The 14,930-nt window shown below is 68.6% G+C and carries 16 protein-coding genes; 7 read left to right on the top strand and 9 right to left on the bottom strand.

All coding sequences use genetic code 11. The features are described from left to right. Nucleotides 1-43: 43 nt before the first annotated feature. The 7 genes from ACFVRO_RS09985 to ACFVRO_RS10015 all read right to left on the bottom strand — a co-directional run bounded on the left by ACFVRO_RS09985 (nt 44) and on the right by ACFVRO_RS10015 (nt 5,950). A complete protein-coding gene (locus tag ACFVRO_RS09985; RefSeq protein WP_386951858.1) occupies nt 44-463 on the bottom strand; it encodes a rhodanese-like domain-containing protein in 420 nt (139 codons plus the stop codon). A 41-nt stretch (nt 464-504) separates the two neighbouring features. Then, nucleotides 505-1,041: a GNAT family N-acetyltransferase gene (locus ACFVRO_RS09990; RefSeq protein ID WP_386951861.1), complete on the bottom strand. Its 537-nt coding sequence runs from the start codon at nt 1,039-1,041 to the stop codon at nt 505-507. Next, on the bottom strand, nt 1,038-1,451 hold the full coding sequence (locus ACFVRO_RS09995; protein WP_386951863.1) for a RidA family protein: 414 nt from the start codon (nt 1,449-1,451) through the stop codon (nt 1,038-1,040). Before ACFVRO_RS09995 ends, ACFVRO_RS09990 begins: the two co-directional genes overlap by 4 nt. A 94-nt stretch (nt 1,452-1,545) precedes the next feature. Then, nucleotides 1,546-3,360 (bottom strand): cytochrome bc complex cytochrome b subunit, encoded by a 1,815-nt coding sequence (locus ACFVRO_RS10000; RefSeq protein WP_386951866.1) that lies wholly within the window; start codon nt 3,358-3,360, stop codon nt 1,546-1,548. After that, nucleotides 3,357-4,433: a ubiquinol-cytochrome c reductase iron-sulfur subunit gene (locus ACFVRO_RS10005; RefSeq protein ID WP_105674384.1), complete on the bottom strand. Its 1,077-nt coding sequence runs from the start codon at nt 4,431-4,433 to the stop codon at nt 3,357-3,359. Before ACFVRO_RS10005 ends, ACFVRO_RS10000 begins: the two co-directional genes overlap by 4 nt. A 36-nt stretch (nt 4,434-4,469) precedes the next feature. Next, on the bottom strand, nt 4,470-5,273 hold the full coding sequence (locus tag ACFVRO_RS10010) for a c-type cytochrome (protein WP_105674386.1): 804 nt from the start codon (nt 5,271-5,273) through the stop codon (nt 4,470-4,472). A gap of 20 nt (nt 5,274-5,293) precedes the next feature. Then, nucleotides 5,294-5,950, bottom strand: coding sequence for a heme-copper oxidase subunit III (locus ACFVRO_RS10015; RefSeq protein WP_386951869.1), 657 nt, complete (start codon nt 5,948-5,950; stop codon nt 5,294-5,296). Nucleotides 5,951-6,137: 187 nt separating this feature from the next. Here ACFVRO_RS10015 and trpD point away from each other — a divergent pair, with 187 nt between their 5' ends. Together trpD and ACFVRO_RS10025 are read left to right on the top strand one after the other, a co-directional pair. Then, entirely contained in the window at nt 6,138-7,202 is a 1,065-nt protein-coding gene (gene trpD / locus ACFVRO_RS10020) for an anthranilate phosphoribosyltransferase (RefSeq protein ID WP_105674390.1), read from the top strand. 8 nt (nt 7,203-7,210) lie between these two features. After that, entirely contained in the window at nt 7,211-8,197 is a 987-nt protein-coding gene (locus ACFVRO_RS10025; RefSeq protein ID WP_386951872.1) for a PHP domain-containing protein, read from the top strand. A gap of 1 nt (nt 8,198) precedes the next feature. Here the strand turns inward: ACFVRO_RS10025 and ACFVRO_RS10030 are convergent, their stop codons facing one another. After that, entirely contained in the window at nt 8,199-9,128 is a 930-nt protein-coding gene (locus tag ACFVRO_RS10030) for a 5'-3' exonuclease H3TH domain-containing protein (RefSeq protein WP_386951875.1), read from the bottom strand. 70 nt (nt 9,129-9,198) lie between these two features. Here ACFVRO_RS10030 and ACFVRO_RS10035 point away from each other — a divergent pair, with 70 nt between their 5' ends. The 5 genes from ACFVRO_RS10035 to ACFVRO_RS10055 all read left to right on the top strand — a co-directional run bounded on the left by ACFVRO_RS10035 (nt 9,199) and on the right by ACFVRO_RS10055 (nt 14,311). After that, the gene (locus tag ACFVRO_RS10035) at nt 9,199-9,927 is read left to right on the top strand and encodes a hypothetical protein (RefSeq protein WP_386951878.1); all 729 of its coding nucleotides are present in this window, start codon (nt 9,199-9,201) and stop codon (nt 9,925-9,927) included. 189 nt (nt 9,928-10,116) lie between these two features. After that, complete coding sequence (gene rpsA / locus ACFVRO_RS10040) at nt 10,117-11,571, top strand: 30S ribosomal protein S1 (RefSeq protein WP_105674396.1); 1,455 nt, start codon at nt 10,117-10,119, stop codon at nt 11,569-11,571. A gap of 114 nt (nt 11,572-11,685) precedes the next feature. Beyond that, nucleotides 11,686-12,285, top strand: a complete 600-nt coding sequence (coaE, locus tag ACFVRO_RS10045) for a dephospho-CoA kinase (RefSeq protein WP_386951881.1) — start codon at nt 11,686-11,688, stop codon at nt 12,283-12,285. After that, a complete protein-coding gene (locus ACFVRO_RS10050) occupies nt 12,282-13,493 on the top strand; it encodes an MFS transporter (protein ID WP_105674400.1) in 1,212 nt (403 codons plus the stop codon). Before coaE ends, ACFVRO_RS10050 begins: the two co-directional genes overlap by 4 nt. Nucleotides 13,494-13,519: 26 nt before the next feature. Further along, a complete protein-coding gene (locus ACFVRO_RS10055; RefSeq protein ID WP_386951883.1) occupies nt 13,520-14,311 on the top strand; it encodes a GNAT family N-acetyltransferase in 792 nt (263 codons plus the stop codon). On the opposite strand, the gene ACFVRO_RS10060 is transcribed toward ACFVRO_RS10055, so the two are convergent. Then, entirely contained in the window at nt 14,284-14,901 is a 618-nt protein-coding gene (locus ACFVRO_RS10060; protein ID WP_386951885.1) for a DUF4126 domain-containing protein, read from the bottom strand. The two genes, ACFVRO_RS10055 and ACFVRO_RS10060, sit on opposite strands and share 28 nt — an antisense overlap. Between the last annotated feature and the right edge of the window lie 29 nt (nt 14,902-14,930).

Consider the following 14,930-nt stretch of genomic DNA (forward strand, 5'->3'; position numbering starts at 1 on the left):
TCTCCGGGGGCCTTCCGCATGCGCGGGGTATGTCCCTCGCGCGTCAGGCTCGAGTGCGTACGCGCGCGATTCCCGTGAGCGGGTCGACGGGACGCCGATGGACTCCGTCTGCGTCTTCGACGGGGTAGCCCTCTCGCACCCAGTACTCGAATCCGCCGATCATCTCGCGGACCTCGTACCCGAGCCTCGCGAACTCGAGAGCCCCCTTGGCGCCGGCGTTGCACCCGGGGCTCCAGCAGTACACGACCACGGGCGCCCCCGCGGGGATCTCGGCAGGCGCGCGGGTGGCGATCTCGCTGTAGTGCATATGGACGGCTCCGGCGACACGACCCTGAGCCCATGCCTCATCGGAGCGGACGTCGATCACGTAGATCGTCTCGCCGGCCGCGCGCGCAGCGTGGACATCGCTGGCATCGGTCTCGTAGGCGAGCTTGGCGGCGTAGTAGTCGGCACGTTCGATCATGCCCTCAGCCTAGAGCGGGGCCGAGCGAGACGTCGCCGACTTTACGGACGCGCGGGCGAGGATTGCTGCCAGTCGCCGAGGCGAGCCGACATCTGCACCCGCGGACCATGGTCGAAGAGTCCCAGAGCACGCTCGACGTCGACGAGAGACCGCAGGAAGTGCGTGTCAGGATCCGCCTCGATGAAGCCGCAGGAGGAGTAGAACGGCGCGTTCCAGGGGACGTCCGCGTAGGTGCGAAGGGTGACCTCCTCGTATCCGCGCTTCGTCGATTCGTCGAGTGCCGCCTGGACCAGACGACGTCCCAGACCCCGACGCGAGAAGGACGGGAGAACCGAGAGCTGCTCGAGGTGGGCTTGGTCGTCGATCTCCAGCACCTGCACGAATCCGACCGCCTCGGCCGTGTCCTGGTCCTCGGCGACGAGGACGAAGCCGGGAGCCGCCTCGCGCTCCGCCGCACTCGTGGCGCCCGGCCAGTCCCGAGCGGCGAAGCGATCGATCAGGAGCGCGTCGGCATCTGCCTCGATGCGTTCGGTCGCACCGTAGTCTCGGGACTCGGCGAGGCGGATGAGGACGCTCACGGCTGCCCGTCCTTCACCGCGGCGACCGCCTCGATCTCGACGAGCTGATCCGGATATCCCAGCACGGTCACGCCCAGCAGGGTGCTGGGGACATCGTGGTCTCCGAAAGTGGCGTGCACGACGTCCCACGCGGCGACGAGATCGGAGCGAGACGTGGAGGCCACGAGCACGCGCGTGCTGATCACGTCCGAGAGCTCAGCGCCTGCGGCCGTCAGGGCCTCCCTGAGGTTCGTCACACACCGTGCGGCCTGTGCGGCATGGTCGCCCGGGGAGACGGTGGCCCCGTCGGCATCCAGGGGACAAGATCCGGCGAGGAAGAGGAGCCGCGCATCCGCAGGTGCGGTGGCGGCGTAGGCATACGGAGCATCGGCCAGAGCGGGGGCGCGGAGCAGCTGGACTACGGAGGTCATCGATCCATCCTGTCAGGCCGGGGCGGCGGGAACGAAGAAGGCCCCGGTCGTGCTGAACGGATCAGCACGACCGGGGCCGGGGGAGGAGGCGAGCTTACTCGCCGTCCTCCGACTTCTTGCGAGGCTTCTTCACCGGTTCGGTGGCGATCACCGTGCTCGGCGTGTTCGGCGTCTCGTCGATATGGGTCTCGTCGGCCGGGGCGAGCGGGGCATCCGGGAATCCGGCACGCTCATGAGCGCCCTGGATCTCGGCGGCCTCGGTCTCATCGGTGTGAGCCGTGACGTGGTGCTGGTGAGCATCCGCCTCGTCGATCTGAGCCTGCGTGAGCGGAGCCAGACGGTCCTCGAAGAACCAACGCGACATGGAGGAGCGCAGGTTCTGCGTCCACGGGATGCGGCCCTTGTCGTTCGGTCGCACCACGAGGGGCTCGTAGCCGTCGATGTCGACGAGCTTCCACCGGTCGTACGTGTCGACCGGCTGGTGCACCTCGATGAACTCGCCGCCGGGGAGGCGGACGATGCGTCCGGACTCGTAGCCGTGCAGGACGATCTCACGATCCTTCTTCTGCAGGGCGATCGCGATGCGCTTGGCGACGAAGTAGCCGAGCACCGGGCCCACGAAGAGCAGAGCCTGCAGGGTGTGGATGACACCCTCCATGGTGAGCATGAAGTGGGTCGCGATGAGGTCGGAGGACGCCGCAGCCCACAGGACCGCGTAGAAGATGACACCGGCCACGCCGATACCCGTGCGGGTCGCCGCGTTGCGGGGGCGCTGAGCGATGTGGTGCTCGCGCTTGTCGCCCGTGACCCAGGCCTCGATGAACGGGTAGATCGCCACGAGCACGATGAACAGTCCGAGGACGATCACCGGAAGCAGGATGCCGAACGACCAGGTGCGGTCGAGGAACACGACGTCGAGGTTCGACGGCGCCAGACGCAGCGCACCATCCGCGAAGCCGATGTACCAGTCGGGCTGGGTTCCGGCCGACACGGGGGACGGGTCGTACGGGCCGTAGTTCCAGATCGGGTTGATCTGGAAGAACGTCGCGATCAGCACGATGGTGCCGAACACGATGAACAGGTAGCCGCCCATCTTCGACATGTACACCGGCATCATCGGGTAGCCGACGACGTTCTCGTTCGTCCGGCCGGGGCCGGCGAACTGGGTGTGCTTGTTGACGATCATCAGCATCAGGTGCACGACGATCAGACCGATCACCAGGAGCGGCAGGAGCAGGATGTGCAGCGTGTACAGGCGGCCGACGATCGCGGTCCCCGGGAACTCCCCGCCGAAGAGCAGGAAGGAGATCCAGGTGCCCACGAGCGGGAAGCCCTTGATCATGCCGTCGATGATGCGGAGGCCGTTGCCCGAGAGCAGGTCGTCGGGAAGCGAGTAGCCGGTGAAGCCCTCGGCCATCGCGAGGACGAACAGCACGAAGCCGATCACCCAGTTGAGCTCGCGAGGCTTGCGGAACGCGCCGGTGAAGAACACGCGGAGCATGTGCACGCCGATGCCCGCCACGAACACGAGGGCCGCCCAGTGGTGGATCTGGCGGACCAGCAGGCCACCGCGCAGGTCGAAGGAGATGTGCAGCGACGACTCGAGTGCCGCCGACATCTCGATGCCGCGCATCGGCGCGTAGGCGCCCGTGTAGTGCGTGGGCACCATGGAGGCCTCGAAGAAGAACGTCAGGAAGGTTCCGGAGAGGAACACCGCGACGAAGCTCCACAGCGCGATCTCGCCGAGCATGAACGACCAGTGGTCGGGGAAGATCTTACGTCCGAGCTCCTTGACGAAGCCGGAGAGGCTGGTGCGCTCGTCGATGTAGTTCGACGCGGCACCGACGAAGCGGCCGCCGAGGGGCGCCTTGGTGTCCTTCTCGTCCTTGGACAGCGTTGCGGTGCTCAATGGCGCTCCCAGAAGCTCGGGCCGACGGGTTCGTGGAAGTCACTGCGTGCGACGAGGTAGCCCTCGTCGTCGACGGTGATGGGCAGCTGAGGCAGCGGACGTGCGGCCGGGCCGAAGATGACCTTGGCGTGATCCGTCACATCGAACTGCGACTGGTGGCAGGGGCAGAGCAGGTGGTGCGTCTGCTGCTCGTAGAGGGCGACGGGGCAGCCGACGTGGGTGCACACCTTCGAGTACGCGACGATGCCGTCGTAGGACCAGTCCTTGCGGTCATCAGCCTCGATCAGCTGCTCCGGGCGGAGGCGCATCATCAGGACGATGGCCTTGGCCTTCTCCTCGAGGTAGCCGTCGTGGTGGCTCAGCTCGGCCAGGTCCTCCGGGATGACGTGGAACGCCGAGCCGAGGGTGACGTCCGCCGCGCGGATCGGAGTGCCGTCGGGATCGCGCACGAGACGCATTCCCTTGTCCCACATGGTCTGCTTGAGCAGGGCCACGGGGTCGCCGGCCTCGGGGTCGTCGGGCGTGGAGTGCGGTGCGAGGCCGCGGAACAGCGTGACACCGGGGATGATCGACGCGACGATCGCTGCGAACAGCGAGTTGCGGATCATCGTGCGGCGGCCGAAGCCGGACTCCTCGTTGGCGTCGGCGAACGCCTTGACAGCGGCCTCGCGCGTCGAGTCCTTGCCCCGGGTGGGGTGGCGGTACTCGATGTGCTCCTTGTCGCTCATCAGCGCCTTCGACCAGTGGATCGCTCCGAGGCCGAGGGCGAGCAGCGCGAGAGCGATGCCCAGACCGATGAAGAGGTTGTTCTGGCGGATGTCGATCAGCGCGCCGCTCTCGATCGGGAACAGCATGTAGGCGGCGACCGCCCAGATGCTGCCCGCGAGGGAGAGGTAGAACAGGGTGTAGACCGTGCGCACTGCAGCCTTCTCGGCGCGCGGGTCCTTGTCGGTCATCCGCTCGCGGTGCGGCGGCAGCCCCGGGTTCTCCACGGGGTCGCTGACTGCGACGCCCAGCCCCGGAGAGGGCTGGTAGGCCCTGTCAAGAGCCTGCGAGTCGTCGTCGTGTGCCATGGTGCTCCTCGTACGTTCCTCTTCGATGATTAAGCGTCAGTTGGACTTCGCCGTGATCCACACGGTGATGGCGACGAGAGCGCCGATGCCGAAGATCCAGACGAACAGGCCCTCGGACACGGGGCCGAGAGACCCGAGCGTCGCGCCACCGACCTGCACGGACTGCTGCTGGAAGAGCAGCGCGGAGATGATGTCGCGCTTGTCTTCGTCCGAGAGGTTCATGTTGCCGAAGACCGGCATGTTCTGGGGTCCGGTGACCATGGCCGCGTACATGTGCAGCGCGCTGGTCTCGGTGAGCGCGGGGGCGTACTTGCCCTCGGTGAGCGCTCCACCGGCTGCGGCGACGTTGTGGCACATCGCGCAGTTGACGCGGAACAGCTCGGCGCCGTGCGCGACGTCGCCCTTGCCGTCGAGGATGCGATCCTCGGGGAAGGTCGGACCGGGGGCCTCGGACTGGATGAAGGACGAGATCGCGAGGATCTGGTCCTCCGTGAACTGCGGCTTCTTCTGCGGGGCCTGCGGTCCCTGCATCTGCAGCGGCATGCGGCCGGTCGACAGCTGGAACTCAGCGGCCAGCTCGCCCACGCCGTACAGGCTCGGCCCGTTGGCGGTGCCCTGCATGTCGAGGCCGTGGCAGGTCGCGCAGTTGGCCTGGAACAGCTTCTCGCCGTCTTCGACGGTCAGCGTGGTGGACGCGGAAGCCTTGGTGTCGGTCGCGGCGAACGCCGCCGACGCTCCGGCGTACACGGCGCCGGTGATCATGAGGCCTGCTCCGATGAGGGCCGCGGCAGCCAGGGGACTGCGACGACCGTTCGAACGGCGCTTCTTCTCTCGTGCCATCTCGGGGATCAGCTCCGCTCTTATTTCAGGAAGTAGATAACGATGAACAGCACGATCCAGACGACGTCGACGAAGTGCCAGTAGTAGGACACCACGATCGAGGAGGTCGCCTCCTTGTGCCGGAAGTTCTTCACCGCGTACGCGCGGCCGATGACGAGGAGGAACGCGATCAGGCCACCGGTGACGTGCAGGGCGTGGAAGCCGGTCGTCAGGTAGAAGGCCGAGGCGTAGGAGTCGGCGCTGATGGGCATGCCCTCTGCGACGAGCTGCGCGTACTCCCAGACCTGGCCGGACACGAAGATCGCGCCGAGGGCGAAGGTGAGGAAGAACCACTCGACCATGCCCCAGCCGAACAGGCGGCGACGGCCGGCCGCGTTCTTCTCGCCCTTGGCGAGGCGGTACGGCTGCAGGTCCTCCGCAGCGAACACGCCCATCTGGCAAGTGAACGAGGAGAACACCAGGATGAGGGTGTTCACGAGTGCGTACGGGACGTTCAGCAGCTCGGTGCGCGCCGCCCACAGTTCGGGGGAGGTGCTGCGAAGGGTGAAGTAGATCGCGAAGAGTCCCGCGAAGAACATCACCTCACTGCCGAGCCACACAATGGTTCCGACAGCTACCGGGTTGGGCCGCTTGATCGTTCTCGCCGCCGGGGCATACGTCGCTGAGGTCGTCACCATTCCATTATGGCCGATCCGCGAGCGTGATTCTTGCACCGGGGACCGTCGTTTTGCCGTCCGCAGACTTAGGGGACCCTAAGAAAACACTGCGAATCCTCGGTGAATCCGCGGGAAACAGCGGATGCCGTCGGCATCCGCGATCGTCTCGCCGCATGCACGTTTTCCCGACGCCGATAGGATCGCACACATGGCTGAATCCCTGACCTGGTCCGATGTGCTCACCACTCTCCTGGAGCGTCGCGATCTCAGCGTCTGGGAATCGACGTGGGCGATGCGGCAGATCATGCGGGGCGATGTGACCCAGGCGCAGCTCGCCGGGTTCCTCGTCGCGCTCCGCGCGAAGGGCGAGACGATCGACGAGATCGTCGGCTTCCGTGATGCCATCCTCGAAGCAGCCGTGCCGCTGCCCGTGTCGCCGAACGTGCTCGACATCGTGGGGACCGGCGGCGACCGCGTCGGAACCGTGAACGTCTCCACGACGGCGGCGATCATCATCGGTGCGACCGGCATCCCGGTCGTGAAGCACGGGAACAGGGCCGCGAGCTCGGCCTCGGGCTCCTCGGACGTCCTGGGCGCACTGGGGCTGGAGCTGTCGCTCGACCCCGCAGCCGTGGCATCGATCCTCGATCGCACGGGCATCACGTTCGCGTGGGCAGGGGCGTTCCACCCCGGCTTCAAGCACGCGGGACCCGTGCGCGCCGAGCTCGGCGTGCCGACCGTGTTCAACATGCTCGGCCCCCTCTGCAACCCTGCGCGTGCCGAGGCCAACGCGGTCGGAGTCGCCCAGATGGAGCGCGTCCCTCTCATCACCGGTGTGTTCCGCACACGGGGCGCCACGGCGCTGGTCTTCCGCGGCGACGACGGGCTCGACGAGCTCACGACCACCGGACACAGCCGGATCTGGGAGGTCACCCGCGGCGACATCCACGAGCACGACCTCGACCCGCGCGATCTCGGCATCCCGATCGCCGAGCTCGCCGACCTCATCGGCGGATCCCCCGAGCACAATGCGGACGTCCTGCGTCGCACGCTCTCGGGCGAGAAGGGAGCCGTGCGCGACATCGTCCTGCTCAACGCCGCAGCCGGCATCGTCGCCTTCGAACTGTCGCAGGACGCCGGACAGGTGCAGCGCCCGATCCTCGAGCGGCTGCGCGAGGGCTACGAGCGCGCGGAGGCCGCCATCGACGACGGGCGGGCCGCAGCCAAGCTCGACCAGTGGATCGGCGTGAGCCGGGAGCTGGCTTCGGCCTGAGGTCCGTCGTGGAACCGATCGCCGCGCTGCTCGAGATCGCCTCTCTGCTGGAGAGGGAGCGCGCGTCTCGCTACCGGGCGAAGGCGTTCCGGGTGGCGGCCGCGGCGCTGGAGGGCCTCCCCGATGACGTGAAGGGCGATCCCACCCGCCTTCGGGCGGTGAAGGGGATCGGCGAATCCACCTTCGGCGTCATCAGAGAGGCGCAGTCCGGCGCGGTTCCGCAGTATCTCGTGGAGCTCAGGGGAGAAGTCGAGCCGGAGATCGTCTCGACCCTCCGACCCGCGCTTCGCGGCGACCTGCACGCGCACACGGACTGGTCGGACGGGACCACGCCGATCGCGGTGATGGCGGAGGCCGCCCGCGCGCTGGGGCACGAGTACCAGGCGATCACCGATCACTCGCCTCGACTGCGCGTCGCCCGCGGGCTGACGGCCGAGCGTCTCCGGACGCAGATCCCTCTCGTGCGAGCGGAATCGCGAGAGGGCTTCACGCTCCTCGCGGGCATCGAGGTCGACATCCTCGAAGACGGCGCGCTGGACCAGGAGGACTCCCTCCTCGGCGAGCTCGACATCGTGGTCGCCTCGGTCCACTCGAAACTGCGGATGGAAGCGCGGCCGATGACCGCGAGGATGATCGCCGCCGTCTCGCACCCGCGGGTGAACGTGCTGGGCCACTGCACGGGGCGACTCGTGGAAGGCGAGCGCGGAACCAGACCGCCGTCCCTGTTCGACGCCGCGGCCGTCTTCGCCGCGTGCGCGGAGAACGGCGTCGCCGTCGAGATCAACTCGCGACCGGAACGACAGGATCCCCCGGACGAGCTGATCTCGATCGCGCTGGAGGCGGGGTGCCTGTTCTCCATCGACTCCGATGCGCACGCGCCCGGTCAGCTGTCGCTGCTCGACCACGGCGCCCTGCGTGCGGAGCGGGCGGGTGTCCCCGCGAGTCGGATCGTCACCACCTGGGGCCTCGAGCGCCTGCTCGCCTGGGCCGACTGAGTCAGCGCGACATCGTCGCGACGGCGGCGACCGCGCGCGTCATCGACCCGCCGAGGTTCCACTTCTCCGCGACGGCGGACGCCGCATCCTCCTCCGCGGGGTCGAGCGGTCGCAGGGGATCCGTCGGCGGCTCGACGTCGAGGGACCTGGCCACCTCGACCACGGTGGGGGCGACGTCGAGGTAGGCGGACGCCGCGAGGACCTTTGCTCGGACGCCGGCGCTCATGCCTTCGCCCGCCTTAGCCGCCGCGCGGATGCCGTCGAGGTCGCCGTGCGCCTGCAGCAGCGTCGCCGCCGTCTTCTCGCCGACCCCGGCGACGCCGGGGAGGCCGTCGGAGGCGTCGCCGCGCATCGTCGCGAAATCGGCGTACTGCGAGGGGAGGACGCCGTACTTCGCCACGACGACGGCATCGGTCACGATCTCGAGGTTGCTCATGCCGCGCGCCGTATAGATGACGCGGACGTCCCTGCCGTCGTCGACGAGCTGGAACAGGTCGCGGTCACCGGTCACGATGTCGACCGGGATTGCGGACTTGGTGGCGAGGGTGCCGATCACGTCGTCGGCCTCGTGCGCGGCGACGCCCACGATCGGGATGCCGAGGAGCCCGAGGGTCTCGCGGATGAGCGGGATCTGCGCCTCGAGCGGGTCTGGCACCTCCTCGACGTCGGGGCCTGCGGCCACGACCTCGACGACACGGTGCGTCTTGTAGCTCGGGATGAGGTCGACACGCCACTGCGGGCGCCAGTCGTCGTCCCAGCAGGCGACGATGTGCGTCGGCTCGTAGAGGGTGATCAATTTCGCGATGATGTCGAGCAGGCCGCGGGCGGCGTTGATGGGGGAGCCGTCGGGGGCGGTGACCTTGTCGGGCACTCCGTAGAACGCGCGGAAGTAGAGAGAGGCGGTGTCGAGCAGCATCAGACGATCGGTCACGGACCACAGTCTTGCATGCGGTGCGGACAACGATGTGAGACGATCGCGGGCCGCTCGACACCAGATGGGTATGAAGACCTCCGCCCGTTCCCTGTCCGTCGTCGCCGCGCTCGTCCTCGCCGCATTCGTCTCGGGCTGTGCGTCGGCGCCCGGCGCTGCACCCACGCATCAGCCGAGCACTCCGGACGGCCAGTCGTCGAAGATCAGCCCCGAGGACGCGCCGCGCGCGGCGTGGTTGGACGCCTCCTCCTTCGTGATCGCGACGAGGGGAGACGGATGCGCACCGGAGATCAGCGATCTCGTCACCGGGGAGCAGCGAATCGAGGTGACTCTCACCGCTCCCGCCGGCGGTGCGTGCGCCGATTCGGAGACATCGTCGACGATCCACGGCACGTACCTCGGAGTCCCCGCCGGACTCGACTCCTCGAAGCCGCTCACGATCGCGGTCACGCAGCACGGCGGCGAGGCCACGCTGATCGAGCTCCCCGGACTTCCCCAGGGGGAGATCGCGCCGGCGGACAGGATGCCGCCGCAGCTCCCCGCCGCCGCGTGGATCGGCGAGGGGGAGCTCGCCGTCCTCACCTGGGGCTCCTCGACCTGTGTTCCGGAGTCCGGTGCTGTCGAGGGGAGCGTGCTCACCCTCGACGAGCCGAAGGACGGCGTGTGCACGATGGACCTCGTGCCGCGGATCACCTTCGTGGACGCGCCGGACGTCGCTCCCGACGCCGCGCTCACGCTGGCCGGCTACACGGGGGAGGAGGGCGAGCCGATCGTGCTCGCGCTCGTCCCTCGCGCATAGAGATAACGGACTGGCATCCGTCCTCCGGGCATCCGAGATGTCTGATAGCCTGAAGTGTCACTCGTGGCGTGCCTATGCATGCCCTCGTGGCAAGGCAATCAAAATCCAACCGCTGCGAAGCATGCTGTCGGACGTGCGCGTCCGTTGCCCCGCAGCCCGAGTCTCCATTCAACAAGGACAACCCACTACATGACTACCGCAACGACCGCCCCGGCCACCAAGCAGGTCGCCATCAACGACATCGGATCTGCTGAGGACTTCCTGGCCGCGGTCGAGAAGACCCTGAAGTTCTTCAACGACGGCGACATCATCGAAGGCACGATCGTCAAGATCGACCGCGATGAGGTTCTGCTCGACGTCGGATACAAGACCGAGGGCGTCATCCCCTCGCGCGAGCTCTCCATCAAGCACGACGTCGACCCCAACGAGGTCGTCAAGGTCGGCGACGAGGTCGAGGCTCTCGTTCTCCAGAAGGAGGACAAGGAAGGCCGCCTGATCCTCTCCAAGAAGCGCGCACAGTACGAGCGCGCCTGGGGAGACGTCGAGAAGATCAAGGAGAACGACGGCGTCGTCACCGGTACGGTCATCGAGGTCGTCAAGGGTGGACTCATCGTCGACATCGGCCTCCGCGGCTTCCTCCCGGCCTCGCTCATCGAGCTGCGTCGCGTCCGCGACCTCACGCCCTACCTGGGTCAGGAGATCGAGGCGAAGATCCTCGAGCTCGACAAGAACCGCAACAACGTCGTCCTCAGCCGCCGTGCGCTGCTCGAGCAGACGCAGTCGGAGTCGCGCACCACGTTCCTGAACAACCTGCACAAGGGTCAGGTCCGCAAGGGTGTCGTGTCCTCGATCGTCAACTTCGGCGCGTTCGTCGACCTGGGCGGCGTGGACGGCCTCGTGCACGTCTCCGAGCTGTCCTGGAAGCACATCGAGCACGCCTCCGAGGTCGTCGAGGTCGGCCAGGAGGTCACCGTCGAGATCCTCGAGGTCGACCTCGACCGCGAGCGCGTCTCCCTGTCGCTGAAGGCGACGCAGGAGGACCCGTGGCAGGTCTTCGCCCGCACCCACGCGATCGGTCAGGTCACGCCGGGTAAGGTCACCAAGCTCGTTCCGTTCGGTGCGTTCGTGCGCGTCGCAGACGGCATCGAGGGCCTCGTCCACATCTCCGAGCTCTCCAGCAAGCACGTCGAGCTGGCCGAGCAGGTCGTCTCCGTCGGCGAAGAGGTCTTCGTCAAGGTCATCGACATCGACCTCGAGCGTCGCCGCATCTCGCTGTCGCTCAAGCAGGCCAACGAGTCGGTCGACCCCAACGGCACCGAGTTCGACCCGGCGCTGTACGGCATGCTCGCGGAGTACGACGAGAACGGCGAGTACAAGTACCCGGAGGGCTTCGACGCCGAGACCGGTGCGTGGAAGGAAGGCTTCGACGCTCAGCGCGAGGCATGGGAGCAGGAGTACGCAGCTGCTCAGTCCCGCTGGGAGGCTCACAAGGCTCAGGTCGCCAAGGCGGCCGAGGCCGAGGCGGAGGCCGGTGCCGACTTCGGCGGCCAGTCCTTCTCCAGCGAGTCCGCCGGCGCGGGCACGCTTGCTGACGACGAGGCTCTCGCGGCTCTGCGCGAGAAGCTCTCGGGCGGCAACGCGTAAGCATTTCGCTCAGGAACGGGCCGTCACCTTTCGAGGTGGCGGCCCGTTCCGCGTATCGGGCCGACCGGCGCGCACGGGGGATGCCGACGCTCGACAGGTGCGAGGATGGACGTCATGCCCCTCATCGCGCTCACCGGCGGAATCGCGTCCGGAAAGTCGACCATCGCCCGTCGTCTCGCCGAGAAGGGCGCGGTGGTCGTCGACGCCGATCAGATCGTGCGCGACGTGCAGGCGCCGGGCTCACCCGTGCTGCGGGGCATCGAGGAGGCCTTCGGCGAAGACGTCATCGGGGCGGACGGATCGCTCGACCGCCCCGCCCTCGGGGCGAAGGTGTTCGGAGACCCGATGCTCCTCGCGCAGCTGAACGCGATCGTCCACCCCGCGGTGGGCGCCGAGTCCCGGCGCCGGTTCGAGGAAGCCCTCGCCGCGGATCCGGATGCCGTCGTGGTCTACGACGTGCCGCTTCTCGTGGAGGCGCGGCCGGACGATCCCTGGGATCTGATCGTCGTCGCCCACGCGCCGGCATCCGTCCGCAGGCAGAGGCTCGTCGAGCTGCGCGGGATGGACGAGCGCGCGGCGCAGGAGCGGATCGATGCGCAGGCATCCGACGATCGGCGTCTCGCCATCGCCGACGTCGTGATCGACACCGCCGGCGACCTCGCGCACACCGAGGAGCAGACGGACGCGCTCTGGGAGCGGATCCGCGCGAAGTGACCTTCTCCGGCCACGTCCCCGGGACGCGCGAGTACCGGCGTCTCATCATCGGCCTCTTCTTCGCCGGGATCGCGACCTTCGCGCAGCTGTACTCCGCTCAGGCCGTCCTTCCGCTCATCTCCGTCGACCTCGAGGTGAGCCCCGCGACCGCGGCGATCACCGTGTCGGCCGCCACCCTCGGGCTCGCCGTCGCGGTGATCCCGTGGTCATCCGTGGCCGATCGCATCGGGCGGGTGCCGGCCATGGCGATCGGCGTCCTCACCGCCACCGCGCTCGGGCTCCTGGCTCCCCTGAGCGACGGGATCGTGCTGCTCCTGACTCTGCGATTCGCGGAGGGACTGGCGCTGGGCGCCGTCCCCGCTGTCGCCCTCGCCTATCTCAGCGAGGAGGTCGAGCCTCGTCATGCGGCGGCCGCGGCCGGGAGCTACATCGCCGGCACCACCGTCGGGGGCCTGCTCGGTCGCATCGTGTCGGGAACCGTCGGTGAGGTCGCGGGCTGGCGAGCCGGCGTCTGGGCGGTCGCCGCGGTGTGCGCCGGGGCTGCGGTGCTGTTCCTCTGGCTCACACCCCGCGCGCGCGGCTTCGTCCCGGGGAGGCTGCGCAGCGAGCGCGGTCCCGGCATCCTCGAGCGTCTCCGATCGCCGCTGCGCTCCTCGCGGCAGTGGGCTCTGTATGCGCAGGGCTTCCTGCTGATGGGCGCGTTCGTCGCGGTGTACAACTACCTCGGGTTCCATCTCTCGGCCGCCCCCTTCTCCCTGCCGGCCTGGCTGGTGACGCTGCTGTTCCTCGCCTATCTGGCCGGCACCGTCTCCTCGCCGTGGGCGGGTTCCTGGGCGGCCCGGATCGGCCGGTTCCCCGTGCTCGTGCTCTCGATCGCGGTCATGGCGGTCGGCGCTCTGCTGATGCTCGCGCCCTCCGCGGCGATCGTGCTCGCGGGCCTCCTCCTGTTCACGGCCGGCTTCTTCGGCGCGCACGCGATCGCCTCCGGATGGACCCCGGTCGCTGCGGGAGCGGAGAGCAGAGCACAGGCGTCGTCCCTGTACTACTTCGCCTACTACGCCGGATCGAGCCTGTTCGGCTGGGCGCTCGGGCTGGTGTTCGGAGCGGTCGCGTGGGGATGGTTCATCGTCGCGGTCGTGTCCATGTGCGCGCTGGCGGCGTCGGCCGCGGTCGCAGCGCTCAGGGCGACGCCGACGGGTCGGCCCTGACCGCGATCCTCTGCGAGCATGGAGACATGCAGACGCAGTATCTCGACGCCTACGACCGCCAGCTCCGCACAGGGCCGGAGACCGCGCACGCGGAGCGGGTCGTGCAGCTCGGACCGCTGAGCCTCGCGACCTTCCACGGCGGGCGAGGCTTCATCACGTACGCGGACCTCGGGGGAGCGGATGCCGACGGCATCCGCGAGCTGGTGGAGGGAGCGCTCGCGCGCTTCGCCGCCAGCGCGGAGGTCGCGGAGGTGGAGTGGAAGACCCGAGGGCACGACACGGCCCCCGGTCTCCACGAGGCCCTGCTGGCAGGGGGATTCGTGCCGGAGGAGCCGGAGTCGATCATGATCGGCGAGGCCGCTCTGCTCGCCCAGGACGTCGTCATCCCCGGTGAGGTGACGATCCGCCGCGCGTTCTCGGAGGACGAGGTGCTCGCCGCCGGCGAGATGCAGGGACGCGTCTTCGACGACGCGGACTGGCGCTCGCGCGCCGAGTCGCTGATCGAACGCATGCGCGTCGACGACACGGTGGAGCTGTGGATCGCGGTCGTCGACGGCGAGGTGGTCAGCGCGGGGCGGTTGGAGCCCGTCGCCGGCACCGAGTTCGCCGGTCTGTGGGGCGGCTCGACCCTCGAGGAGTGGCGGGGCCGCGGCATCTATCGCGCGCTCACCGCCGAGCGGGCCCGATCCGCTCTGGCCCGCGGCGTCCGCTACCTGCAGTCGGACTCGACGGAGTTTTCCCGCCCGATCCTGGAGAGGTCGGGACTCGTGAAGGTCTCGACCACGACGCCCTACGTGTGGTCGCGCCCGGCGGACTGATCCGAGCGCTCCCGTCGGCGCCGTGCGCGGCGCCTCACCGCAGCCATGATGACCACGATCAGCCCGATGAGCAGCACCGCTGCGAGGACGGGGATCACGATGGCGGCGGCCGCGAGGGCGAAGGAGGCTCCGTCCTCTGCGGTGCTGAGGACAGGCGCGGCGAGTCCTCCGGTCGTGGCGTTCGCGGCGACGCGCGCCGTGGCCTTGACGACGTGGACGACGAGCGCGATCGCGATGCCGACGACGACGGGGACCCAGGTGTTCTCGGAGAAGAAGGATGCGGGGTCGTCGACGGCGATCGTCTGCGCGCTGGAACCGGCGCCGAACGCGATGCCGCCAGCCGCAGGCCGCAGGATGCTCTGGATGACGTCGTTGACCGAGTCGAGCGCGGGGATCTTGTCGGCCACGATCTCGAGCAGCAGGAGCGCTCCGATGATCCACAGTGCGAGATCGCCCGACAGCCACGACCAGGTGGCCGGGAGCTGCACCGCCGGCAGCACGCGGTCGGCGAGACCGAGCAGGAACAGCGGCATCCAGGCGTTGAGGCCGGCGGATGCCGCGAGGCTGGTTCCGATGACGAACTCGATCACCCCCTCAGACTAGGCGGAGCCGGCCTCGA

The sequence above is a fragment of the Microbacterium sp. NPDC057944 genome, assembly GCF_042887445.1.
GTDB lineage: Bacteria > Actinomycetota > Actinomycetes > Actinomycetales > Microbacteriaceae > Microbacterium > Microbacterium natoriense.